General features: G+C 48.0%; 26 protein-coding genes and 1 pseudogene. 6 read left to right on the top strand and 21 right to left on the bottom strand.

The genetic code is table 11. From position 1 onward, the window contains the following. Positions 1-62: 62 nt before the first annotated feature. The 5 genes from ACGCCZ_RS07810 to ACGCCZ_RS07790 all read right to left on the bottom strand — a co-directional run bounded on the left by ACGCCZ_RS07810 (position 63) and on the right by ACGCCZ_RS07790 (position 6,290). Positions 63-1,283: an aspartate kinase gene (locus ACGCCZ_RS07810; protein WP_054323036.1), complete on the bottom strand. Its 1,221-nt coding sequence runs from the start codon at positions 1,281-1,283 to the stop codon at positions 63-65. A gap of 127 nt (positions 1,284-1,410) precedes the next feature. Next, positions 1,411-2,307, bottom strand: a complete 897-nt coding sequence (gene thrB / locus ACGCCZ_RS07805; RefSeq protein WP_085532391.1) for a homoserine kinase — start codon at positions 2,305-2,307, stop codon at positions 1,411-1,413. Between the two features lie 29 nt (positions 2,308-2,336). Then, complete coding sequence (locus ACGCCZ_RS07800) at positions 2,337-3,581, bottom strand: homoserine dehydrogenase (RefSeq protein WP_085532389.1); 1,245 nt, start codon at positions 3,579-3,581, stop codon at positions 2,337-2,339. A 270-nt stretch (positions 3,582-3,851) separates the two neighbouring features. Then, positions 3,852-4,073, bottom strand: coding sequence for a hypothetical protein (locus ACGCCZ_RS07795; RefSeq protein ID WP_411655732.1), 222 nt, complete (start codon positions 4,071-4,073; stop codon positions 3,852-3,854). A gap of 120 nt (positions 4,074-4,193) precedes the next feature. Beyond that, positions 4,194-6,290, bottom strand: coding sequence for a transglycosylase domain-containing protein (locus ACGCCZ_RS07790; RefSeq protein WP_411655731.1), 2,097 nt, complete (start codon positions 6,288-6,290; stop codon positions 4,194-4,196). A gap of 108 nt (positions 6,291-6,398) precedes the next feature. Here ACGCCZ_RS07790 and ACGCCZ_RS07785 point away from each other — a divergent pair, with 108 nt between their 5' ends. After that, the gene (locus ACGCCZ_RS07785; protein ID WP_054323038.1) at positions 6,399-6,779 is read left to right on the top strand and encodes a hypothetical protein; all 381 of its coding nucleotides are present in this window, start codon (positions 6,399-6,401) and stop codon (positions 6,777-6,779) included. Positions 6,780-6,861: 82 nt separating this feature from the next. On the opposite strand, the gene ACGCCZ_RS07780 is transcribed toward ACGCCZ_RS07785, so the two are convergent. The 5 genes from ACGCCZ_RS07780 to ACGCCZ_RS07760 form a co-directional block, all read right to left on the bottom strand. Next, a complete protein-coding gene (locus ACGCCZ_RS07780; RefSeq protein WP_054323039.1) occupies positions 6,862-7,059 on the bottom strand; it encodes an alpha/beta-type small acid-soluble spore protein in 198 nt (65 codons plus the stop codon). Positions 7,060-7,164: 105 nt separating this feature from the next. After that, on the bottom strand, positions 7,165-7,707 hold the full coding sequence (locus tag ACGCCZ_RS07775; protein WP_085532387.1) for a hypothetical protein: 543 nt from the start codon (positions 7,705-7,707) through the stop codon (positions 7,165-7,167). Positions 7,708-7,813: 106 nt separating this feature from the next. After that, complete coding sequence (locus ACGCCZ_RS07770) at positions 7,814-8,050, bottom strand: hypothetical protein (protein ID WP_054323041.1); 237 nt, start codon at positions 8,048-8,050, stop codon at positions 7,814-7,816. Between the two features lie 16 nt (positions 8,051-8,066). After that, positions 8,067-8,792 carry a polysaccharide deacetylase family protein gene (locus ACGCCZ_RS07765; protein WP_082402046.1) on the bottom strand — a complete coding sequence of 242 codons (726 nt, stop codon included), beginning with the start codon at positions 8,790-8,792 and terminating at the stop codon, positions 8,067-8,069. Between the two features lie 9 nt (positions 8,793-8,801). Beyond that, complete coding sequence (locus ACGCCZ_RS07760) at positions 8,802-8,948, bottom strand: hypothetical protein (protein ID WP_411655730.1); 147 nt, start codon at positions 8,946-8,948, stop codon at positions 8,802-8,804. A 174-nt stretch (positions 8,949-9,122) separates the two neighbouring features. Here ACGCCZ_RS07760 and ACGCCZ_RS07755 point away from each other — a divergent pair, with 174 nt between their 5' ends. From ACGCCZ_RS07755 to ACGCCZ_RS07740, 4 genes are all read left to right on the top strand, one after another. Continuing rightward, the gene (locus ACGCCZ_RS07755; protein ID WP_054323044.1) at positions 9,123-9,533 is read left to right on the top strand and encodes a hypothetical protein; all 411 of its coding nucleotides are present in this window, start codon (positions 9,123-9,125) and stop codon (positions 9,531-9,533) included. Between the two features lie 89 nt (positions 9,534-9,622). Next, on the top strand, positions 9,623-10,957 hold the full coding sequence (gene nox, locus ACGCCZ_RS07750; RefSeq protein ID WP_411655729.1) for a H2O-forming NADH oxidase: 1,335 nt from the start codon (positions 9,623-9,625) through the stop codon (positions 10,955-10,957). 177 nt (positions 10,958-11,134) lie between these two features. After that, positions 11,135-11,584 (top strand): MarR family winged helix-turn-helix transcriptional regulator, encoded by a 450-nt coding sequence (locus ACGCCZ_RS07745; RefSeq protein WP_054323171.1) that lies wholly within the window; start codon positions 11,135-11,137, stop codon positions 11,582-11,584. Beyond that, positions 11,571-12,896, top strand: a complete 1,326-nt coding sequence (locus ACGCCZ_RS07740; protein ID WP_054323045.1) for an MATE family efflux transporter — start codon at positions 11,571-11,573, stop codon at positions 12,894-12,896. Before ACGCCZ_RS07745 ends, ACGCCZ_RS07740 begins: the two co-directional genes overlap by 14 nt. On the opposite strand, the gene ACGCCZ_RS07735 is transcribed toward ACGCCZ_RS07740, so the two are convergent. Further along, positions 12,874-13,602, bottom strand: a complete 729-nt coding sequence (locus ACGCCZ_RS07735) for a M48 family metallopeptidase (RefSeq protein WP_054323046.1) — start codon at positions 13,600-13,602, stop codon at positions 12,874-12,876. The genes ACGCCZ_RS07740 and ACGCCZ_RS07735 overlap by 23 nt on opposite strands. A gap of 139 nt (positions 13,603-13,741) precedes the next feature. On the opposite strand from ACGCCZ_RS07735, the gene ACGCCZ_RS07730 reads away from it, so the two are divergent. After that, positions 13,742-14,464 carry an MBL fold metallo-hydrolase gene (locus ACGCCZ_RS07730; protein ID WP_054323047.1) on the top strand — a complete coding sequence of 241 codons (723 nt, stop codon included), beginning with the start codon at positions 13,742-13,744 and terminating at the stop codon, positions 14,462-14,464. A 267-nt stretch (positions 14,465-14,731) separates the two neighbouring features. Here the strand turns inward: ACGCCZ_RS07730 and ACGCCZ_RS07725 are convergent, their stop codons facing one another. The 10 genes and pseudogenes from ACGCCZ_RS07725 to ACGCCZ_RS07680 all read right to left on the bottom strand — a co-directional run bounded on the left by ACGCCZ_RS07725 (position 14,732) and on the right by ACGCCZ_RS07680 (position 22,378). Beyond that, on the bottom strand, positions 14,732-15,514 hold the full coding sequence (locus ACGCCZ_RS07725; protein WP_054323048.1) for an alpha/beta hydrolase: 783 nt from the start codon (positions 15,512-15,514) through the stop codon (positions 14,732-14,734). Between the two features lie 141 nt (positions 15,515-15,655). Continuing rightward, positions 15,656-16,498, bottom strand: coding sequence for a sirohydrochlorin cobaltochelatase (locus tag ACGCCZ_RS07720; RefSeq protein ID WP_411655728.1), 843 nt, complete (start codon positions 16,496-16,498; stop codon positions 15,656-15,658). After that, positions 16,495-17,127, bottom strand: a complete 633-nt coding sequence (locus ACGCCZ_RS07715) for a precorrin-8X methylmutase (RefSeq protein ID WP_411655727.1) — start codon at positions 17,125-17,127, stop codon at positions 16,495-16,497. Before ACGCCZ_RS07715 ends, ACGCCZ_RS07720 begins: the two co-directional genes overlap by 4 nt. Continuing rightward, complete coding sequence (locus tag ACGCCZ_RS07710) at positions 17,120-18,646, bottom strand: cobyric acid synthase (RefSeq protein ID WP_411655726.1); 1,527 nt, start codon at positions 18,644-18,646, stop codon at positions 17,120-17,122. Before ACGCCZ_RS07710 ends, ACGCCZ_RS07715 begins: the two co-directional genes overlap by 8 nt. Before the next feature lie 2 nt (positions 18,647-18,648). Further along, positions 18,649-19,710, bottom strand: a complete 1,062-nt coding sequence (gene cobD, locus ACGCCZ_RS07705; RefSeq protein ID WP_054323049.1) for a threonine-phosphate decarboxylase CobD — start codon at positions 19,708-19,710, stop codon at positions 18,649-18,651. Next, positions 19,707-20,691: pseudogene (gene cbiB / locus ACGCCZ_RS07700) on the bottom strand (adenosylcobinamide-phosphate synthase CbiB). The gene cobD and the pseudogene cbiB overlap by 4 nt, the downstream one beginning before the upstream one ends. Continuing rightward, positions 20,688-21,071: a bifunctional adenosylcobinamide kinase/adenosylcobinamide-phosphate guanylyltransferase gene (locus tag ACGCCZ_RS07695; protein WP_054323051.1), complete on the bottom strand. Its 384-nt coding sequence runs from the start codon at positions 21,069-21,071 to the stop codon at positions 20,688-20,690. Before ACGCCZ_RS07695 ends, cbiB begins: the two are co-directional and overlap by 4 nt. Before the next feature lie 15 nt (positions 21,072-21,086). Continuing rightward, complete coding sequence (locus ACGCCZ_RS07690; RefSeq protein WP_411655725.1) at positions 21,087-21,800, bottom strand: adenosylcobinamide-GDP ribazoletransferase; 714 nt, start codon at positions 21,798-21,800, stop codon at positions 21,087-21,089. 45 nt (positions 21,801-21,845) lie between these two features. After that, positions 21,846-22,244, bottom strand: a complete 399-nt coding sequence (locus tag ACGCCZ_RS07685; RefSeq protein WP_411655724.1) for a bifunctional adenosylcobinamide kinase/adenosylcobinamide-phosphate guanylyltransferase — start codon at positions 22,242-22,244, stop codon at positions 21,846-21,848. Next, positions 22,241-22,378 carry a hypothetical protein gene (locus ACGCCZ_RS07680; protein WP_411655723.1) on the bottom strand — a complete coding sequence of 46 codons (138 nt, stop codon included), beginning with the start codon at positions 22,376-22,378 and terminating at the stop codon, positions 22,241-22,243. The genes ACGCCZ_RS07685 and ACGCCZ_RS07680 overlap by 4 nt, the downstream gene beginning before the upstream one ends. Positions 22,379-22,386: the final 8 nt, after the last annotated feature.

Below are 22,386 nucleotides of genomic sequence, written 5' to 3'. Positions count from 1 at the left end.
TATCGATCTAATAAAAAATGGGTCCCCATTCAGGGGACCCAAACAACAACCAGGTTCGATCATTAAGCATCCAATGCACTGCCAAAGAATTTATCGTGAACTGCAGCAACCGCTTTATCGGCGTCCTTGCTATCGATCAAAACAGAGATCTTGATCTCACTGGTGGAGATCATCTTGATATTGATATTGGCTTCATAAAGAGATTCAAACATTTCCGCCGCGATGCCCGGGTGAGTTTCCATCCCTGCGCCAACCGCAGAAACTTTGGCTACATTTTCATCGTAAACTACGCTAGTCGCACCAATCAAATCCACATAAGGATTCAACAAATCAATGGTCGCCTTCAAATTGTCATGGCTGACGGTGAAGCTGATGTCCTTTGTCCCATTTCTTCCGATGGACTGGAGAATAATATCGACATTGATATTCTTCGCTGCCAGTTTTGAGAAAATCTTAAATGCTAGACCAGGACGGTCCGGCACGCCAATGATGGAAACGCGTGCGACATCCTCATCTTTTGCAATTCCGCTGATTACCATTTTTTCCACTTTTGTTGCCTCCTTCACAATGGTGCCCTTCGCTTTGGTCAGGCTAGAAAGTACCTCAAGCTCTATGTTATACTTTTTCGCCATCTCTACAGAACGATTGTTTAAAACCTGCGCCCCCAAAGACGCCAATTCCAACATCTCATCATAAGAGATCACACTCAATTTGCGTGCATTTTTTACTTTGCGTGGGTCGGCCGTGAATACCCCTTCCACATCGGTGTAGATCTGACACAGGTCTGCATTTAAAACCGCTGCGATAGCAACCGCACTGGTATCTGAACCGCCGCGCCCTAATGTGGTCATATCGTCGTAACGGTTTACCCCTTGAAAGCCAGTCACCACCACGATATTTTTCTTGTCAATCTCCTTTTTGATGCGGTCCGGCGTTACACGCTTGATACGTGCCGCACCATAGGCGGAACTGGTGTAAAAGCCAGCCTGCCACCCCAACAGGGAAACCACCGGAAAGCCCAGTTTTTCAATTGCCATCGCCAAGAGGGAAGCAGAAATCTGTTCGCCAGAAGTCAATAGCATATCCATTTCACGTTTTGATGCATTCGGGTTGATTTCATTTGCCTTGGCAATCAGATCGTCCGTGGTATCGCCCTGAGCGGAAACCACTACGACCACATCATTGCCCTCCTTATATGTTTGGGTGACGATGTTGGCCACGTTGAACAGGCGTTCGGCATTTGCAACAGAACTGCCGCCGAATTTTTGAACGATAAGGCTCATTGGTTCATCCTCCATCTCTCAATCAATAAAAATACGCAAAGCGCCGCTTCCGAACCACGATCCTGGAAGCAGAGACCTCGCCTATCAAAACCGGAAAACCGGTCTATCCCACTTTGTCAGCTCATCCTCAGGCAATGGAGATTTGTGCGCCGTTGGAATCCGCCTTCAAAATTCGGATCTGCCAGCCGGCAATGCCCTTCTCTTCTAAATGTCCCGCAGCATACTTGACAAAATTATCTGTATCCGCTACGTCGATCATCGAAATAATCGTTGGGCCGGCGCCACTGACATAAGTACCGAGTGAACCGAGCTCATAGCTCAGGCGGAACACATTGTCCAGGTTGTCGATCAATCCGGAACGGTACGGTTGGTGAATCTTATCCTGTACCGCCACACGCAGGTTTTCCAACTTTCCTGAGAACAAGGATGCGGTCATCAGTGCCGAACGCGACAAGTTATACACTGCATCTGCTCGGGCATATGACTCTGGCAACACGGAACGGGCTTTCTCCGTTTTTAACTCAAACGGAGGGATAAACAGGGCAAAGCGAATCTTTTCTGAAACCGGTACACTAACACTGTAAACACGGCCTGCTTCAATTGCAGAAGCCACCAAACCGCCCTCAATTGCGGGGGTTGTATTGTCCGGATGGCCTTCAATTTCTGCCGCTAAATTAATCAGTTCCGTCGTACTCAAAGGACTGCCCAGCAAACGGTTGGCGCCCAGAATGCCAGCCACAATACAAGCCGAACTGCTGCCCAGCCCACGCGCCATGGGAATATCATTCTGCTGAATCAGTTTTAGCCCTGGTAACTTCCGGCCACATTTCTCGTAGACCTGTTTTGCGGCCCAAAAAATGAGGTTATTTTCATCAGTAGGAATCTTAACATCATCTTTGGAGGAAATATCCAATGTATCGGACTCCTCCATCCAAACCTGGTTATACATGGTCAAAGCGATTCCCAAGGAATCAAAACCAGAACCCAAATTGGCGCTGGTCGCCGGAATCTGTATTCTTATCATGCTCTACTTCTCTCCTATATCTATATCACTCACAGCTCTCCGATACGAATGGTATTTTCAATGGTGACTCCCAATTCAGAAAGCTTTTTTAAATTGGCAACAATCAAACGTTCCGGCATCGCCTCTGTGACAAAGGCGATTTCGCCGGCCGGTGCATTCTTGCGCGTCAAATGGTTAATTTTCCCCAACAGGTGACCGGCGTTGCCAAGGGCAAGCGCCTCGTTATCCGTACTAGCGCGCACATACATGCTCACCTTATCATCCAGATAATCCTCAATATAATCCGGGCTTCCCTCTCCCCAATAGAGATACTTCCTGGCCTTAAAATGTTTGACACAATCGATCACATCGGCTACCACCGCACTGGCGGTCGGCAGCTTACCAGCGCCCTTTCCATAGAACACTACGTCGCCGGTTGAGTCGCCACGAACCATGATTCCATTAAATACATCGTCCACATTGGCCAGCTGGCTCTCACGGGGAATAAACATCGGGCAGACAATGATCTGAAGCTTTCCGCTCTCCATCTGTTTGACACGGCCGATCAGCTTTACTACGCCGCCCCACTGCTCTGCATATTCTACATCGGCCAAAGAAATCTTTGTGATCCCCTCCGTATGAACTTGTTCCGGATAAACATGCCGGCCAAACGCCAGAGAGGCCAGAATACAAATCTTCCGGCAGGCGTCGTCGCCCTCTACGTCGGCTGCAGGATTCCGCTCTGCATACCCCAGCTTCTGTGCTAAGGACAACGCATCCTGGAAATCCATTGACTCGTGAATCATTTTTGTCAAAATAAAATTCGTAGTACCATTTAAGATTCCCGCAATTTCGATCACATCATTTGCCGCCAGGCACTGGCTAATCGGCCGGATAATGGGGATACCTCCACCCACACTGGCTTCGAACAGGAAGTTCACATTTTTTTCCTGTGCCAACTTGAGGATTTCTGCACCCTTGGTCGCCACCAGTTCTTTATTGGATGTTACGACGCTTTTTCCCGCTTCGATGCAACGCATTGTATACTCAAACGCTGGATGCAAGCCCCCCATCACTTCCACCACCACACGGACTTCTGGGTCGTTGACAATGTCGTCAAAGGACTTTGTAAATTTATCCGCAAAAGGGCTGTCAGGAAACTCTCTTAAATCAAGAATATACTTGATACCAATTTCTTCTTTTGCACGCTTTGCGATGTGATCCGTATGCGTTGTGAGAACTTCCACCACGCCCGAACCGACAACCCCATAGCCCATAACCGCTATCTGAACCATTTTCACCAGCACTCCCTATATATATTAGTCACTCCTGTCCTAAGATACCTTTCCGGCATATGGACAGGCTGTTTTCCCTTCGCCCTCGCCAGTTTTGCACAGGGCATGGCTAAAACTTTGCCATATTTAACAATTTGAACGCCCATAAAACAGGATTTCTCCGTTCAGAAGATGAGAAACATGTCTACAGTTTACCATTTTTTAATCGGACATTCAATATCAAAAAGCACAACATTCTTTGCTTTAACAGATTAATTTATGAAACTGTTGTCAAAATCCAAAAAGAAAGGGGACGCGTTTTCGCATCCCCACAATCTGTAAAAAGAATTCGTTCATCCCACCGGGACAATTCCCGGGGGCAGATCCTGTTTCTCCAGGTACTACTACAATATTGTCGTCTGGATTCTCCTCCGGTTCCTGTGAGGGAACTTCTGGTTGGGAAGGCGGCGCCTCTGGAACCGATGTGTTCTCACTGGATGCATTGGACTCCATTGGATGTTCACTCGCCTGCTGAGAAGAAGTCGTCGGGAATCGGACGGCGTTTCCACTTCAGGTGTGGGTCCTTCTTCCCCAGCCGATGAAGTTCCCTCCCCTTCGGTTTCATGTGCCAGATCACATCGATCGGGTAATTCGTCCTTCTTGTACCAGCCTGTGCCTGTCTTTGGACAAGTGGCATTTGCCAGTTTTCCGCTCTGCTGGCAAAATGTCGCCGGAAATCACATTTTCGTCATATGTGAACTTCAGCGGCTCTTTATTTTCCAAGTACTGCGCCATAATTTTCTGCCAAATGGAAATGGCATATTTCGTCTCTGCATTGCTCATCGCAGTCGGCGTATCGCGATAACCCGTCCAAATACCTGCAAGCGCATAGGGAGTGCCACCAATAAACCAACTGTCCTTTTGGTCATTGGTCGTACCAGTCTTTCCGAATACCTCCCAGCCGGAAATGGCGGCTCTCCTGCCACTGCCTTCCGAACCAGTAATTACGCGATTGAGCAGATGATGCATCACAGAAGCGGTCGTGGACGAAATCGCTTGTACCTTCTCTTGATTTCGATTGTCCAAAATGACGTTCCCATCGTGATCTTCTACGTAGTAGTACGTGTACGGCTCTGTAAACACACCGCCGTTTGCAAAGATCTGGAATGCTGCGGTCATCTCTCGGACTGTAACGCCTTCGCTCATACCACCCACTGCAATTGGCGCAATATTGTTATCCGCAGGCTGCAAGCTCGTAAAATTGAGTTTGTCCTTTAGGAACGTATAGCCAACTTCCGGCGTAATCTCCTTGCAGATACGGGCCGCAGGCGCATTTCTGGAATTCTCCAGGGCAAATTCCACGGTCATATTCCCCAGATAACGATTATCAAAATTGTTAGGCCCCGGCTTATTCCCATTCCAATTTTCCATTGGGGCATCCTCCACAATCGTGGAATAATTGATTGTCCCCAACTCAATGGCAGGAGCATATACACCAATCGGTTTGATCGTAGAACCAGGCTGTCGCTGCGCGTCGGTCGCAAGATTCAGCGGACGGTTCCTTGTTTTTTCGCGAGCACCTACCACTGCTAACACGCGCCCATCGTAATCCATAGCGATATATCCAAGATCGATCTTTTGATTTGCCGGCAAGTTATCCGCATTATTTACCACAGACTCCGCCAGACTTTGCATTTCCTGATCCATCGCACAATAAATCTTCAAGCCGTCGTGGTAGATCATATCCTCCGCTTTTGCGCTGGTACAGCTATATAACTCCATCAGATCTTCTTTGACATCCTCGAACATGGTCTCCACGTACCAGTTCCAAATTTCCGTACTGCCCCCGCCGTTCTCTTGTTTTTTTCCGACAAAAGTCATATGACGGGATTCTTCCATCGCCTGATCGTATTCTGCCTTCGTGATTTTTCCCTGGTCATACATTTCCGAAAGCACAGTCTGTTGACGCTTCATATTATTTTCTGGATGCACCAAAGGCGTATAACGGGATGGATTTTGTGTGATTCCTGCAATTGCAGCACATTCCGCAATGTCACAGTCCTGGATGTCCTTCCCAAAATAGAGGTTTGCAGCAGCCTGCACCCCATTGGTGCCGCTGCCAAAATTCACCACATTGAGATACGCTTCCAGGATTTGCTCTCGGCTGTACGCTTTATTCAGGTTTAATGCACGGAAAATCTCCTTGACCTTTCGGGTCAGGCTGACATCCTTATCCCCCGTCACATTTTTGATCAACTGCTGCGTGATGGTGGAGCCGCCATAGCTGCTGCCGTTTGAAAACAGCTGTGTCACTGCTCCAAAGGTTCTGCGCCAGTCCACCCCATTGTGCTCCCAAAAGCGTTTGTCCTCAATGGCAACAATTGCATCTTTCATCGCCTGGGGGATCTGGTCATAATCCACCCAAATACGATTTTCGTTGCTGTAAAGGCTCTGATATTCCACCGGATTTCCATTCTCGTCGTACACATAAATAAAGCTTGTGTAATTGAGCTTGAGTTTGTTGAGGTCGTAACTCATGGTTTCATCCTTCATACTCCAAACGAAGGAAACCAAAAAAGCGCCCACAATCATTCCTGTGATTATGAGAATGGCCAGCAGCGTAAGCAGTGCCTTTGCCAAGATTTTTCCGATCGACCGCGCTGTATCGGATGCACTGTTGTCCTGCACAGGACCGGTATTGCTGAACTTACTGATGTCCGTTTTTCGCATTCCGCGCCTCCTTTCACGCTCTCCACAAGCCCCGCACATGTTCAGAAAGTGCTGGTGACCTGTATATTTTACCGAAATTTCCAAATAATACCCATGAGGTGATGATCTGTGAAAAAACTGATACTTGTGCTGGCCTGCCTGGACATTGTTGTCCTTGCACTCCTCCTGATGGGGTATCCACAACGGTGGTTCCAAACGGAACCATTGGAGGAATCATCCAGCTCAAATATAATGTATTATACCCCCGAGGCACCGTCAAGTCAAGAAAGCAGCGGCACCTACGCTATGGCGAGCAATGTCGCCGTATATACAGTGCGTGCATACAAAGGTCATATCGGTATCTTTTTGAATGAAAGTGAATCTCCTTTTGAAGAATTGGATGTCGATCTTGACCTTCTTCCGGAAGCCGATCAGATCCTTTTGCGAGAGGGCATTCGCGTGACGGACCGAGACCGTTTGAACCGTTTAATTGAAGATTATGAGAGTTGACGTCGGATCAAACGGCGTTAACTCTTTATATGCAAAAACGCCACACCGTTTGGCGTGGCGTTTTTATAAAATGGGAATGGTTTTATTTCATGTTTTCCTCATAACGCTGAATCATCGTCTTGACCATCTGGCCACCGACGGAACCGGCCTCACGGGAAGTCAAGTCGCCGTTGTAACCCTGCTTCAGGTTCACGCCAACCTCTGCTGCTGCTTCCATCTTAAACTTATCGAGGGCCGCACGTGCTTCCGGAACAACATTCTTGTTATTAGATCTAGACATCATAAAACACTCCTTAAAAAATTTTGTTTTTGAATTTGTTTTGCGTTTGCTTTCCTATTTTGCGTATCCGGTGTCGTTTTATGATTGTCAATTTTTTGTAGCATTTTAAATAACATAACCGCGGGAAGAGTCCACTCCCGCCATTAACAGGACCATACAGACCGCAAGCATCTGACGTGGGCTGACGGTCGAATGGAGTTCTACCGTAATATCGCGGGGTTCTACTACGTCGCCATCCAACGTTGTAATGCTTCGTTGGAGGCTAAGCGCTGCGGCGCCATAATCCAGACTGGATATGGAAAGCGTATCCTTAGCACACATGCCGCAAGTCACAGCCGCTGCCCCTGCAGCTCGCAACAACGCTGCAGCGCGCTGATTCTGCGGTTCAAAAGCACACAGAAAGCCATCGGGAATAGAGATTGGAGAATCCGAATCAAAACTGTTTTTAAAAAACAGAATGCCGCTGTTTCCCTCTACCTTCGGAATTCGTTCACAATCGCAGACTAAAAAACGAGGTTCATCCTCTCCGATCTTCCGGAGTAAATCCGGATGGACATATCGGACGCCACCGTATCTCGCCAAAGCTGGCAGCAAAGCCCTGACAATGGACTGATCCGTACTTTTTCCACAGAGAAGAATATCGGTCATTCACTTGCACGCTCCAAACCGGCTATAGCCGAACATTCTGAAACCGGGACGACACAAGTGCAGTATGTACCGTTTCTTCAAAGAATATGTAAAAAGGCGAGCAAAATTATGGATTCTCTTTCCTTTTCTCTTCTGATAGAAAGTCCTCTAAATAATCCCTCAGTTGCTGTGCCATGTTGTGGTCCAACTGAATGCTCAGGGGCCGCAGTTCTGTGCCCATCTCCTGTCCTGCTGCATGTACCCACATAGAAAAATACGTCGAATTGGTATTTATATCCATCACTGTACGACTTTCTACCCGAATCGGCCGGCTACATTTACGGATATGGGTAATTCTTGCCATTTTATTTCCTCCGCTCCTATCCTTTATCCATTAGTTCTGTAACGGTCACAAAGGTATATCCCTGCTCGCAAAGAACCTCCAATACTTTTTCCAATGCCGTGGGTGTATTCAGGGCACTACTCTGAAACCGCACAATCGCCCCTGGCCGGACCTGCTGTACAATATGATCACAGATGCGTTCTGGAGAAATGTTTTTCCAGTCGAGCGAGTCGATCTCCCACTGAATAGAAACCATCCCTTCTTCTCGCACTGTGGATAGTAGTTCGGGGCTATAAGCCCCGTATGGAGCACGAAAGAGACGGGGCTGTTTTCCTGTAATCTGCTCCAAAGTCCGGCTGCTGGCTTGTAGTTCTTCCTTTTGTTTCCCGTGCGAAAGCTGATCCATGCGGACATGTGTCATCGAGTGGGTCCCCAGTTCACATCCCGCCATGGTAATCCGAAGCACCGATTCATCATGGGTTTCTGCCCAGTGTCCCACAACAAAAAAAGTTGCGGTCGCTTGATACTTTTTTAAGATATTCAGCAATTCATCGGTCTGTACGTCCGTCCATTCTACGTCAAATGTAAGGGCAATCTGTTTTTCTTTTGTATCTACACGGCAGACCGGTTCCTGGAATCGCGGCGTATCTGCCTGTGTCGAAAGAACAACTGGCGGCACAATCCAAAACAAGACAGCCAAAACAGCAGCTGCTATACAAAATAGAGAAAGCAATCGTTTGTGTAAAAAACCAATGAATCGCATTTCTGGACTTTAAGAACGGATTCTCTCACCGAAATGACGTGGGAGTTTGTCCTTTTTCTGGAAGAAACGTTCCATCCCCAATGCCGCCCGGCGTACGAATATTCTCCGTTCCTGTTCCTTTTTAGACACCGGTTTTTCCATTCTGTCCTTCATCATCCATGCCACCCCTTCAATTGCTTTCAGCACACCGCAGGGCCAAATTGGATTGGTTCTGCATATGCCTGAACAATAGATATGCAAGGGGAACGTGGGAATATGCTGCCGCTTCTCTGTACGCCGCATAAGATGGAAAGACCTCTCTTATTTTATCAAAAATGGAGGTGAAACGCGATGCCTGAAAACAAAACAGGCGCTTTTTCCAAAGAACTCTGCCAGCAGCTGGGCATTTTATCAAAGTCTCAATGGTATATCATTGTTACAGTCTGTGCAATCCTGTTGTCCTATTATTCAGTCGGAATTATTAAGCAAAAATTGGTGTGTACGGCAACTGATCCAGAGCTCTGCCAGTGTCTACCAAAAGTGATGCCGATCCAAGCGCTCTCCAACATTATGATCCTTTTAGCGCTCTTCTTTTATGTAGGACTCTCTGGAGAAAGCCTGCGACAGGCCAAACGGCAGTGCAATCCTAGACAAGTACACAACAGTTCCCTTAACCATACCGCCAATCTTCTGGTTCTAATTGCGGGGATGATCCGCTTTGGACTTCTGATCACACAGGACGACACGGAGCTTTCCCTATAAGCAGAGGATTTTCCTGTAAAATTCGCACATACTACAGTGTGATTCTTCCCTGTATTTCAGGGGACAAACAGGAAAGTAGGGATACTGTTATGAGTAAAATCGTTGTGATCGGGGCCAATCATGCTGGAACAGCCGCAGTCAATACTATTTTGGATACAGCGCCCGACCAACACCAAGTGGTTGTATTTGACGCTAATTCCAACATCAGTTTTCTGGGCTGCGGAATGGCCCTTTGGATTGGAGGCCAAATTTCCGGCCCAGAAGGACTATTTTATTCCTCACAAAAGCTTTTGCAGCAAAAGGGTGCTATGGTTCACATGTTGACGACTGTAACAAAGATCGATTTTGACCGCAAGATCGTCTATGCAGAGGGCGGCGACCATACACGGTATGAGGAACCATATGAAAAACTCATTTTAGCAACCGGTTCCCAACCCATCGTTCCGGACATTCCAGGAAAAGACCTCGAAAATGTACAGCTGGTCAAACGCTATCAAGACGCGGAAGAGGTCATCCAAAAACTTCACTCCAACTGCGTTCAAAAAGTGGCTGTTATTGGAGCTGGGTACATCGGCGTAGAATTGGCAGAGGCTTTTAAACGCAACGGAAAAGAGGTTGTCTTAATCGACTGTGCCCCCACCTGTCTATCGGGTTACTATGATCGTGATTTTACAGATCATATGTCGGATGTACTCGAAAAAAATGGAGTCCAGCTGGCCTTTGGCGAGCGTGTCACCAAAATTGCCGGAAAAAGCAGGGTCGAAAAAATCATTACAGATAAAAAGGAATATGCGGTCGATATGGCGGTTCTTGCGGTTGGATTCCAGCCAAATGCAAAACTTGGCGAAGAACACTTAGAACGCTTTCGCAACGGCGCCTATCGGGTCAACCGGCAACAGCGTACAAACCTTCCGGATGTTTACGCCATCGGTGATTGTGCAACTGTCTTCGATAATGCGATTGGAGAGGTCAATTATATAGCGCTCGCCAGCAATGCCGTACGCTCAGGTATTGTCGCTGCTGTGAACGCATGCGGCGGTCACATGGAGACAGAAGGTGTCCAAGGCTCCAATGGCATCAGCATATGGGGATATAATATGGTCTCTACTGGTCTTACGCTCGAAAAAGCCCGGCGATATGGAATGGATGTCTGTTCCGCTGATTTTGAAGATTATCAGAAACCCCAGTTTATGAAGCATAATGAATCCGTTAAAATTCGGATCGTTTACCGCCGGGATAATCGGGTAATCGTTGGCGCTCAGATGGCTTCTCGCTACGACATGTCCATGGGAATCCACCTGTTCTCCTTGGCAATTCAGGAGCGGGTAACCATTGACCGGCTCAAACTGCTGGATCTTTTCTTTTTGCCACACTTTAACCAACCTTATAATTATATTACAATGGCTGCTTTGGGAGCCGAATGAAAGAACAGAAAAGGCGACGGGGTTTTCTTCTCTTTTTGAGAGATACCCCGATCGCCTTTTCCATTCTTCGATTGTTTAAAGGTAGAATTCACGCAAGTCACACTTGACGGGACGATATTTCAATGGTAAAATTAGTCTGTTAACAGACTAATTTGGAGAGGAAGAATCTTATTGGAAATGATCGAACAATTAAAGCGATACCATGCCCTTTATAACGCCCTTTGGCGGGAAACAAACGCAATCTATGAGGAATGGGCAAAACAGCGTGGCTGGTCTTACTGCGAATTGCTTGTGATTTTATCCTTAGTTGAAAATCAGGATACATGTAAGCAAAAAGATATTTGCCAGCTCTGGCAACTCCCAAAACAAACCGTCAATACCATTCTTAAAAAATTTCTTGTACATAGATGGGTCGAACTGGCCCCCTGCAAAGAAGATCATCGGAATAAGGTGATTCATTTGACCATAACGGGCAAGGAAACTTTTGAAGCGGTTGCCAGTGCACTACAGCACTGTGAAGAAATTGTCTGGGAACGACTTGGTAAAGATCGGGCCGATACCCTGATCGAAAATACCAAGCGCTATAATCAATTCTTCCGGGAGGCAGGAATTGATGAGAATACATAAGGACTTTTTTCACTATGTCATTCCTTCCATGTTGGCGTTTGCTCTATCCGGGATCTACGCCATTGCGGATGGTTTCTTTGTAGGAAACGCCCTGGGAGATAATGCCCTTGCCGCAATCAATGTGGCCTATCCTTTGACCGCTTTTTTACAGGCGGTTGGAACCGGAATTGGCATGGGCGGTGCTATCCGCTACGCAATCAGTAAAGGAAACCAAAACGATCACCTTGGACAACAGTATTTTGGAATGTCTCTCCTTCTTTTGATGTTTTCTGGTATTCTTTTGACCGGTCTGTTTCTATGGGGAGCGCCGTCCATCCTGCATCTTTTTGGCGCTTCCGGAAAAATTCAACTGTTGGGAGAAGAATATTTGCTCTATATCAGCTATGGAGCTCTTTTCCAAGTGTTGGGTACCGGCCTGGTTCCCTTCATTCGAAACATGGGCGGCTCTGTCATCGCTATGGTTGCTATGGTCACTGGATTCTTAACAAATATTGTCCTTGATTATTGGTTTGTTTGGGTTTTACCTTGGGGAATGATGGGCGCGGCCATCGCAACCGTAATTGGTCAGGCGATGACCTTTCTGGTATGTGTTGCTTTCTTTGCCGCTAAAAAGCAAAAACCGTCCTTTGCATTTCAAGCGAAGAGGGGGTTTTTCATAAAGCATATTTTAGGGGTTGCCCTGTCCCCCTTTGGCTTGACCTTTTCTCCGAATATCACATTGATTCTCGTGAACAAAAGCGCAGCGTTGTTTGGCGGTACAATGGCGGTAACCTGCTATGCATCCATCAGTTATGTTTCCTCTGTGGTAATACTGTTGCTACAGGGAATCAGCGATGGCAGCCAACCGCTGGTCAGTCTCGCCTATGGAGAAGGGAATATTCCACGTGCAAAGGCAATTCGCAACTTCGCTTATCAGTTTTCGGTTCTAATATCGGCAATTTGTGTGGCTGTCTTATTTGCTGTACGAGGACATGCAGCAGAATTGTTCGGGGCCTCTCCGCAAGTCACACAAGAAGTTGCAAAAATTCTGCCGATTTTCCTTTGTGGCTATTTATTTATCAGCATTTCCAGAGTCACAACTGCCTTTTTCTATGCCATCAGCGAAAACCTACAGGCATATCTGCTCATTTATGGAGAACCTCTCCTCTTATTGCTTCTGTTGCTGATCCTCCCACAAACCATCGGAATCCTAGGAACTTGGCTTGCCATCCCCATTTCTCAGATTGCCCTATCCCTCCTAGGCCTTTTTATGGTTTGGAAGGATCGCCAAATGGCGCAGGTCACACCCGTTATGGAATCTCATAACAATTGATTTTCTGTTCTCGCAAAAGTTGTTTTCGCTCTCGATGGGTTGGCATGACGTCGTCCAGCACTTTGTAAAATTTCCACGAGTGGTTAGGTTGGACCAGATGAGCCAATTCATGTGCAATCACATATTCGACACAAGCTGCAGGCGCTTGCGCCAAATATAGATTCAAGGTAATGGCACATTTTTGTGGGGAGCAGCTTCCCCAGCGGGTTTTCATTTTACGAATTCGAAATGACGGCAAAGGAATCCGATATGCTTTAAAAAGTGGAAATACCCGTTTGATCATCCTTTCAAACATGTCATAACATAGAGAATGGTACCAAGTATCAAACAGCTTCTTTCGCTTTGTTTCATCTGCAGGAGCCCTGAGTTGAAGGACAACATTTTGTTCCTGAATGGAAACTTGTTCTCGGTCGGACATTTCCACATAGAGATGATAGATGTGTCCTAAAAAGCAAACGGGTTCTCCTGTAACATAGGTGCGGGGCATTTGTGTTTCCTTCTGACATGCAATATAGGCCGCCTTTGCCCGAACAATCCAGGCAGCTTTCTTTTGAATGATGTGATCTACTTCCTCTGCTTTTACACCGCGGTTTGCAGAGACATGTACGATTCCTCCTGCGGTGATTCGAATATTCACATTTTTTACTTTTTTATAATGCAATTGATATGGTACGGATTCTCCGTTCCATAGGACAGTTCGCTCCATGTTACAATATCTCATCCTTTTATTGACAGTTCTTTTTGAAGCTATTATAATCAAACGCACTCGCAGATGCAATCAAAGCGGAACATTCGTAGGAAATGCATACAGAGTATATTTGAGAAAAGAATAGGAGAGATTGTCCATGCAGCCCATTTCCATTCGGTATCTTTACAACAGCGGTTTTGCGGTGGAAACCGCCTCACATTTTTTGATCTTTGATTATTATTTGGACACGCCGCATGGTGGCAGTCCCGAACAAGGGGTAATTGATCCCTCCATGCTGCAAGAGCACAATGTGGTTGTTTTTGTATCCCACAGCCATGCGGATCATTATAATCCCGTCATTTTTGAGTGGCGTAAGGGTCATTCGAACATTCGCTACATTCTTGCAGAGGAAATACCAACAAAAGAGGAGGTTCTCTCGGTTCACCCCTCTCGGACATATGATTTGGGTGATCTTCAGGTCCGCACGTTGGATTCTACCGATCTGGGGGTCGCGTTTCTCATAAAAACAGATGGACTCTGTCTTTATCACGCAGGCGATCTCAACTGGTGGCATTGGAACGATGAACCGGAACAGGCCAATCAAGATATGGCCCGCCGTTACCAAGAACAGATTGATTCTTTGCAGGGAGAATCCATAGACTGCGCTTTTATCCCTGTGGACCCACGCCAAGAAGAGAATTCGCTTTTGGGATTGGAATACTTTATGAAAAAAGTAGGCGCTCGTTGGATTGTCCCCATGCACTTCGGTTCACAGTATACCATTTTTGACCGAATGGATCACGATCCCCGCACGTTTCCCTATCGCAACCGAGTTTTGCATATTTCCCACCGTGGACAGCTTTTACAAATTTCTGAATAAACCGTCCAATATAAAGAGGGTGTCCCAAAAGTCATAAAATGACGGAAGGGATACCCTTGTTTTTTCGAAACTCAAATATTTTTCCAAATAGAAAGAGGATGTCCCTTTCCTATGAATCGAAAAATTCGTAGTTTTAGGACATCCTCTTCCTCATTTTTACCGTTTCGGTGTCAATTCCATTTTCCCTATGGCGCACCGTCACAAACGGGTGAATAAATCCTTCCGTCTGTGTTCTCTAAGGATTCCACACGAAGTGGCCTTTTTCTATCACAGGTTAAAATGGCGAATCGCACGTTGTAGCGATCGATCAAAAAAGAAAAAGTCATGCCCTCCCTGCCACTCTTCATATTGGAAGGCAAAACCGAACGATTCGATTTGCTCCTGAAATTGGATGTGGGAGGAACGGAACGCATCATAACTGCCACAAGTCATATAGATTGCTGGTTTGACAGTGGCCTTTTGTAAGCCTCTCGCTAATTCTAAAAGATCATACTCCGGCTTCCATTCCAAGTCCTCTCCAAAAATGGAAAGAAAATCGTGGAATAGCTGTTCGCCATAGTGGTCGACAAACGATTTTGTCTTTCCATTCTTCCGCAGTTCTTCCAGCCCCTCTTTGATATCCAAACAAGCGGAAGAAAACGCACCGCACATTCCATACTGTTCTGGGCGGGACAATGCACATTTCAAAGCGCCATAGCCGCCCATTGAAGCCCCTAGAACCGCCGTATCCTCTCGCCGGGCAGAAATCTGAAAAACCTGTTTGCAGAGCACCGGCAATTCTTCTGTCACATATGTAAAATAGCGCGAGCCATACCGCATATCGGTATAAAAACTCCGTACTGCATCGGGAAGGATATAAATCGTATGCCCTTCTCGTGCATAGACCGGAAGCATCGAATTGTCCACCCAGGTCGCACTATCTCCACACAGTCCATGCAAAAGATAGGCCACTCGATATGGTCCATCCTGTTTCAAATCACTGGGGGTTACAATCGTAATTCCTGTATCCTTTTCCAGAGTTTTGGAAAAAACCGTTCCCCGTAAAATCAATGGAACTCACTCCTTCATGAACTCTCACCAAAGAAGGGAGAAAAATGTTTTCATTTGAAAATGTATTTCAGGTATAAAAGCGGCCCAGCGGTAGAAAAAGACGCGGTCCATCCTAGCGAAATGTCCAGCTTATGGCTCTCTTTAAATGAGACGTTCCGCTGCACGCTGTGCATGTGCTGCATAAACAGCACGAATTCCAGGATACTCACCCAAACCTTTTAAAACCGTCTGTACAGGGTATCCCCGCTCCTCAAATGCAGCCCTCCAGGAATTTTTATCCCCCGCCATGTCGTTCCGGGCATGATCGCCCGCTACTACCATCAGCGGTGCAAGAATTATTTTCTTAGGCTGAATGGACTCTACTCGCCGGAGTACCGATAGAATACTTGGATAAGTATCCACCGTACCTACAAAAATATTGTGTGCACCATGGTCCTTAAAGACATAATCCAACGCCGCATAGGCGGTATTGGCACTGTGCTTAGTTCCATGTCCCATCAAAACCAACACTTCTTCGGGGGAAAGCGTGGTAAACTCCGTTTCAATGGCATCAGCGACTGCCTCAAAGTCTTCCTGCGCAGTCAAAAGGGGGGCGCCACAGACAATCTGGTCAAACCAATGCGCATATTTTTCCGTTTCACGTACCATGGCCTCTTGTTCTTCGCCATTAACCACATAGGTAGACTGACACACTACGCGAGAAACCCCTTCCTCTCGAAGCTGCCCCAATGCTTGCCAGACATTCTGCATCGGTTCCCCTGCCGCTGCCAGTTTTCGCAAAATGGTTGGACTTGTAAGAGCGCGTTTTACGTCCCATCCGGGAAATGTTTCCCGCATCGTCTGTTCAATCGCACCGATGGTCTTCTCACGGGTTTCTGCATAAATAGTACCAAAGCTTACTGCCAAAATCGCATTTCTGCTCATGGTATCGCTCCTTTCAACGGTTGCTGCATCGATTGTTGTGACTGTATTGAAAACGCTCATAAGCTTCGCCCCTCCGCCAAATAAAGCATAGCGTTACAAATTGCAGCAGCTACATTGCTGCCGCCCTTTCGGCCGCGCGCTACAATATGGGGAATATCACTGTGCAAAAACAACTCTTTTGCCTCTACCACATTGACAAATCCAACCGGAACGCCGATCACCAACTCTGGATGAAGAATTCCTTCGCCGATCAATTCATACAAACGAACCAAAGCTGTAGGCGCATTGCCAATAGCAAACAACAGCGGCCTATCCAAAGCAGCTGCACGCTCCATACTGACATAGGCCCGGGTCACTCCTCGCGCTTTAGCCTCACGCGCGACAAGTTCATCCGACATAAAACAAATAGCCTCCCCGCCAAAAGGAGCGAGGCTTTTTTTATGAATGCCGGAACGAACCATTTCTGTATCGGTCACAATATAGGCGCCTTTCTGTAAAGCTTCGACGCCCTTTTGTACCGCATCCGGCGAAAAACACAGATTATCTACATAGTCGAAGTCCGCTGTAGTATGGATCACTCGTTTGATGACCGGGGCTTGCTCTGGATCAAGGCGCCGTGTACCCAGCTCCTTCTCTATGATCGAAAAACTGCGCTTTTCGATTTCTTCTGGTAAAACCGTCTCAAACATCTGCTCGCCCTCCTTCCGACAGACCCTGTTCCAAAATAGAGTAGATTCGATTCATATCCAAATGTTCTCGCAGTGCATCCGCCAGGAGGTTATACTGTTGCTCTTTAAAAGCATGTAGATCGATTGATTGCAAAATATCCCCCTTGATTCCCTTTCGGCGGAGCAGAATCCGTATCAAGGCGCTGGCCGACTCTGCATCAAAAAAGCCGTGCGCATATGTACCGTAAATATTGCCGAATACCGCACCGTCCTCTTTCTCCATGCCATTTAACTCGGTAAGAACCGCAAAAGGGGAAATACCATCCCGGCGGATAGTGCGCCCCATATGAATCTCATATCCGATAAATGGTACCCCCGCTAGCTCTCTCAAAGCGCCTTCCACGGGTTGAACCATCCCCCGAACACGAGTCCGCACCTTTTCTGTAGCATATACAGTATCCACCGGCAACAGCCCCATGCCTTCCATGGCGCCACCGCCCTCCACCCCTTCTGGGTCACGTATGGTCATCCCAAGCATCTGATAGCCCCCACAGATTCCCAACACAGGGCCACCCTCCGCGGCATATCGCTGGATGCACGCCTCCAAGCCATTGTCTCGCATCCAAGCAAGATCGCCCATTACATTCTTTGTTCCGGGCAACAACACAAGATCGGGCTTTCCAAACTGCTCCGGCCGCCCCACATACCGCAAGGTGACGCCGGGAACCCGTGCCAGCGGCTGAAAATCGGTAAAATTGGAAACTTTGGGCCAACGGATGACTGCCAAATCCAACAATCCTTCGCGCGGCGTACGGGATAAGGATTCCGACAGGCTATCCTCATCATCCAGTTCAACAGAGAGGTAGGGAACCACCCCTACAAATGGCACATGAGTTTTTTCCTCCAGCATCCGGAGACCAGGTTTTAATAATTCTACATCGCCGCGGAACTTATTGATAACCATTCCCTTGACCATTGCGCGCTCCGATTCTTCCAGCAGTGCCATCGTTCCATATAAAGAAGCAAAAACGCCGCCACGGTCAATATCCCCTGCCAAAAGGACGGGGGCATGCGCCAGTTTTGCCATCCCCATGTTGACAATGTCCTCCTGTTTGAGGTTGATCTCCGCAGGGCTGCCCGCCCCTTCCAATACGATAATATCGTTTTCTTTTTCCAGAGAATGGTAGGCATCCAGGATGGGCCGAACCAACTGCCTTTTGTATTGGTAATAGGCCGATGCATCCATATTGCCAATGGGTACGCCGTTGACAATCACTTGGGAGCCCGTATCATTCGTGGGCTTGAGTAGAATGGGATTCATCCGCACGCTTGGTTCTATGCCGGCCGCTTCCGCTTGCATCACCTGCGCCCGTCCCATCTCCAACCCCTCGGTTGTAATATAGGAATTGAGCGCCATGTTCTGTGATTTAAAAGGTGCTACCCGGTAGCCGTCCTGCCGGAAAATCCGGCATAACCCCGCCACTAAAAAGCTCTTTCCCGCATTGGACATGGTCCCCTGTACCATAATCGCTTTTGCCATCTCTATTCCTCCAAAGCACCTGTCAGTGCGGTAAGCAGCCGCCCATTTTCCTCACGGCTGCGCACTGCAATTCGATAAAAACGGTTGTCCAGCCCCCGATAATTGCCGCAGGGACGGAGAAGTACTCCCCGCCGCTCCATACGCTGCTGTAACGGCAATTCTCCTTTCGTTCGAAAGAGCAGATAATTGGCCTCCCCTGGAAACACCTGCAATCCTCGTGCGGCAAGCTGTTGGGAAAGCCATTGTCGTTCCCTGCAGATCATAGAACGCGTCCGTTCCAAATATCCTGTTTCCTGCAAGGCTGCGATCCCTGCCGCCTGTGCTGGAATGGATACGCCCCAAGGTTGTCCACTGGAAAAAAGCTGCTCTGCCAACTGGCTGTCACCGCACAAACAATATCCCAAGCGCAATCCGGGCATAGCGAAACTCTTTGTAAACGCTTTGAGCAAAATCAGAGTTCCCCCTTCTCGGACGGCTCCTTTGAGAGTATGCTGTTCTGGGTATTCCAAAAAGTCATTGAAGCATTCATCTACAACCAAAAGAATTCCCAATTCATCACAGCGCCTCCAAATGGAATCCAGCAATCTTTGGGGGATTGTACGTCCTGTTGGATTGTTGGGATTACAGAGAAACAGTAGATCGATGTCAGGCGTCAAACTCTGCAAAAACGTATTGTTTAAAACAAATTGCTCTTCTTCTTGCAACGGAAAAAACGCTATGGAACAATTTCCCGCGCGGAGAGCTTGCTCATATTCTGCAAATGTAGGCGCCAAAAGTAGCGCCTTTTGCGGATTAAAAGCTGTCACAATTCGAAAAATGAGATCTGCGGCCCCATTCCCACAGACGATCTGTCCTTCAGGAATCCCTTCATACTGGGAAAGCGCCTTACGCAAGTCCCTGCAAAGAGGATCTGGATAATGCGTACACTGCTGCATCGCATCCATCGCCGCCCGAACGGCCTTCGGCGGCATTCCCAAAGGGTTGATGTTTGCAGAAAAGTCAAGCGGTTCTTCTCCCACTTTCTGGCGGACGGAGTAGATGTCCCCGCCGTGTACGATATTCATATCCAACCTCCCAGCCCACCGAGTCCTATGCGGATTCCCATACCGATTGCCAAGGCCAAAACGGATGAGGCATAAAGCATCCGATTTGCCCGCCGAATGTCCTCCGAGCAAATCGGACGCAACCGATCACCGATGGCCGGTTTTTTATACAGTTTTCCAAAATAATAGGCATCGCCAGCCAGTTCCACGCGCAGCGCTCCGGCACAAGCCGCCTCTGTATGGGCACTATTCGGGCTGGCGTGCTTGCGGCAATCCCTTTTATAAATGCGGACCGCATTTCGTTACATCCAGGCCGAGAAAAAAAGCGGACACAATCATCAGCCAGGCCGATAAACGCGCGGGAATCCAATTAAGCACATCATCCAACTTGGCCGCTGCCCATCCAAAATAGAGATACGTGTCGTTTTTATATCCAACCATAGAATCCATGGTATTGACCGCTTTATAAAACAATCCCAGCGGCGCGCCCCCCAAGGCCAAAAACAAAAGAGGAGCAATCTCGCCATCCGATGTGTTTTCCGCCACTGTCTCAACCGCTGCTTTTGTCACCCCTTCCTCTGTTAGCGCCTGTGTATCCCTCCCTACAATCATCGAAACGGCATGTCGTGCTCCCGCTAAGTCGTGGGCACACAAACGGTCATAGACCTTGCCGCTTTCTACCCGAAGCGCCTTTGCCGCCAGCATCTGATAGCATAAGAGCGTTTCCAGCGCAAGCCAGAGGCCAGGATGCAACAGATAGGCCCCCCATAAGAGCAAACAGCCCACTCCACAGGATATAAGAGGTACTCCAACCGCCAAAAATATTCCCGCTATTCGTTCTCCCTGCGGCGTTTTGGGAAAGACCGTCCGTAGAAACTTTTCCAAATGGGTTATGAGCCACCCAATCGCACGTACAGGATGCGGCATCCAATGTGGATCTCCAAAACAGAGATCCAACAGGAACCCCAAAGGCAGAGGCAACAAAAACAACACCTCAGTCATGTCTCCACCTCCCGCTTGATACAGGTAGCAATTCCGCAAAAGACGCGGTCCACACGTACGGCGCGTTCCGCCAGCCAGCAGCAAATTCGCCCTGTCTCTTCCCGCCAAGACCGCTCAAAAGCATCCATTGGAACTACTCCGCACCCGATCTCATCACAGAGGACAATCAATTCCGAATGGTCGCGCAAAAGAGCCTCGATCTCTGCCTGCGGGGAGATTCCTTTTTCCAGTAGATCCCGGACAAGCTGATGTAAGGAATTGAGGATGGGAAGATGGCGCGCCTCATCCAAGGAAACAGCTACATCGGATTCTGTATAACCGGTCTGCTGTAAAATCCACCGCAGTTTCCCCTGATGAGCTCCGCCAATGATTAATCGCATGCCGTTCGCATCCTTTCAAATCCATTTTTGTACAAGTACTACCGCTGCCAGCTCGACTAGCTCGCACAGTTGCAAAAACCATCCCGCCAAATCCCCGGTTATTCCTGCGAATTCCTTGCGGGAAACATGGTAATAGAAGCCAAACATTCCCAGAGACGTTCCAAGGACCGCACCTCCCACAACGGGTTGAAGCAGAAGCATCAGCCCCCCGAACAGAAACAGGTATCCCATCAAAATCCATGCAGTCCGCTGTTTTGCCGCCGCATTGGAAAACATCGCCAACAATCCACTGGTTTTGGCACAAGGGAATTGTACAACGGAAAGGCCGCTCAATGCCCTGGACCATACAAAACCTAACGCCAACAGGCACAGGGTCGTTCTATCCGGTTTCCATTCCGTCCACAAACAAAAGGTGATAAGGAAAAAAAGGCAACAGCCGATCACTGCAAAAGCGCCGCAATTGGAATCCTTCAAAATCTCCAATTTGCGTTCCATCGATTGACGGGACCCCAATGCATCCAAAGTATCACAAAATCCGTCCAAATGGATTCCCCCCGTCAGCAAGACGGGGAGAACGGTCATTCCGCCGGCAAAAAGGCCAGCCCCGATTCGCAGATAGCCTGCCAGCCAGCCCCATCCACAAAGCACTAGACCGATCACCAAGCCAACCAGAGGGAAGAAACACATCACATAACGCATATCCTCTTTTTTCCATTCGGTTCTTGGCATAGGAATGTCGCGAATACATAGAAAAAGCAATCAGGCAAGAATGTATTAAACGCATGAAATGCCCCTCCCTTTCTGCACAATTGGAATTCCACAGACAACTTCGACTACACGATCCGCCCTGTTGGCTAACGCCTCATTTAGGCAGCCCAATTGCGCAAGGTAGCCCTGCGTGGAAGAATCATATTGGATTCCATCGGAAAAAATCGCATTCGAGACTACAATGACGTCCGCCGCGGTCGTAAAAAGCCGGTCCATCCCCCGTAGGATAGAGGCCTCGGCATGTTCCCCTGCTCCCTCTGGGCAATAGCACTCATTTGCCAAAAGGTTTGAAAGACATTCCAACAGCACAGCCGCCCCCGTTGGAACAGCCAGCTTTTCCAACGCTAGAGGGCATTCCACTGTAAAAAATCCCTTGCCCCTGCGAAGGGCGCGATGCCGTTTCACTCGCGCCCGGCTTTCCGCGTCCTGCGCCAACATAGTTGCGACATAGAGGCGCGGAACTCCGGGGACTGCATCGCCAATTCCTCCGCATAGGCAGACTTTCCGCTCGCCGCTCCTCCGATAATCAAAGTAACCACCGAATCCC

Source organism: Anaeromassilibacillus sp. SJQ-1 (assembly GCF_046693725.1).
In the GTDB taxonomy this organism is placed as follows: Bacteria; Bacillota; Clostridia; order Oscillospirales; family Acutalibacteraceae; genus Anaeromassilibacillus.
This window is presented reverse-complemented; position numbering and strand designations above follow the sequence as displayed.

What these genes read in the sequence shown, in the direction of transcription:
- ACGCCZ_RS07810 (WP_054323036.1), bottom strand. Translation starts at nt 1,283, where the DNA reads ATGAGCCTTATCGTTCAAAAATTCGGCGGCAGTTCTGTTGCAAATGCC.
- thrB (WP_085532391.1), bottom strand. Translation starts at nt 2,307, where the DNA reads ATGATAAGAATACAGATTCCGGCGACCAGCGCCAATTTGGGTTCTGGT.
- ACGCCZ_RS07800 (WP_085532389.1), bottom strand. Translation starts at nt 3,581, where the DNA reads ATGGTTCAGATAGCGGTTATGGGCTATGGGGTTGTCGGTTCGGGCGTG.
- ACGCCZ_RS07795 (WP_411655732.1), bottom strand. Translation starts at nt 4,073, where the DNA reads ATGGAGTCCAATGCATCCAGTGAGAACACATCGGTTCCAGAGGCGCCG.
- ACGCCZ_RS07790 (WP_411655731.1), bottom strand. Translation starts at nt 6,290, where the DNA reads ATGCGAAAAACGGACATCAGTAAGTTCAGCAATACCGGTCCTGTGCAG.
- ACGCCZ_RS07780 (WP_054323039.1), bottom strand. Translation starts at nt 7,059, where the DNA reads ATGTCTAGATCTAATAACAAGAATGTTGTTCCGGAAGCACGTGCGGCC.
- ACGCCZ_RS07775 (WP_085532387.1), bottom strand. Translation starts at nt 7,707, where the DNA reads ATGACCGATATTCTTCTCTGTGGAAAAAGTACGGATCAGTCCATTGTC.
- ACGCCZ_RS07770 (WP_054323041.1), bottom strand. Translation starts at nt 8,050, where the DNA reads ATGGCAAGAATTACCCATATCCGTAAATGTAGCCGGCCGATTCGGGTA.
- ACGCCZ_RS07765 (WP_082402046.1), bottom strand. Translation starts at nt 8,792, where the DNA reads ATGCGATTCATTGGTTTTTTACACAAACGATTGCTTTCTCTATTTTGT.
- ACGCCZ_RS07760 (WP_411655730.1), bottom strand. Translation starts at nt 8,948, where the DNA reads ATGATGAAGGACAGAATGGAAAAACCGGTGTCTAAAAAGGAACAGGAA.
- ACGCCZ_RS07755 (WP_054323044.1), top strand. Translation starts at nt 9,123, where the DNA reads ATGCCTGAAAACAAAACAGGCGCTTTTTCCAAAGAACTCTGCCAGCAG.
- nox (WP_411655729.1), top strand. Translation starts at nt 9,623, where the DNA reads ATGAGTAAAATCGTTGTGATCGGGGCCAATCATGCTGGAACAGCCGCA.
- ACGCCZ_RS07745 (WP_054323171.1), top strand. Translation starts at nt 11,135, where the DNA reads ATGATCGAACAATTAAAGCGATACCATGCCCTTTATAACGCCCTTTGG.
- ACGCCZ_RS07740 (WP_054323045.1), top strand. Translation starts at nt 11,571, where the DNA reads ATGAGAATACATAAGGACTTTTTTCACTATGTCATTCCTTCCATGTTG.
- ACGCCZ_RS07735 (WP_054323046.1), bottom strand. Translation starts at nt 13,602, where the DNA reads ATGGAGCGAACTGTCCTATGGAACGGAGAATCCGTACCATATCAATTG.
- ACGCCZ_RS07730 (WP_054323047.1), top strand. Translation starts at nt 13,742, where the DNA reads ATGCAGCCCATTTCCATTCGGTATCTTTACAACAGCGGTTTTGCGGTG.
- ACGCCZ_RS07720 (WP_411655728.1), bottom strand. Translation starts at nt 16,498, where the DNA reads ATGAGCGTTTTCAATACAGTCACAACAATCGATGCAGCAACCGTTGAA.
- ACGCCZ_RS07715 (WP_411655727.1), bottom strand. Translation starts at nt 17,127, where the DNA reads ATGTTTGAGACGGTTTTACCAGAAGAAATCGAAAAGCGCAGTTTTTCG.
- ACGCCZ_RS07710 (WP_411655726.1), bottom strand. Translation starts at nt 18,646, where the DNA reads ATGGCAAAAGCGATTATGGTACAGGGGACCATGTCCAATGCGGGAAAG.
- cobD (WP_054323049.1), bottom strand. Translation starts at nt 19,710, where the DNA reads ATGAATATCGTACACGGCGGGGACATCTACTCCGTCCGCCAGAAAGTG.
- ACGCCZ_RS07695 (WP_054323051.1), bottom strand. Translation starts at nt 21,071, where the DNA reads ATGCGATTAATCATTGGCGGAGCTCATCAGGGGAAACTGCGGTGGATT.
- ACGCCZ_RS07690 (WP_411655725.1), bottom strand. Translation starts at nt 21,800, where the DNA reads ATGCCAAGAACCGAATGGAAAAAAGAGGATATGCGTTATGTGATGTGT.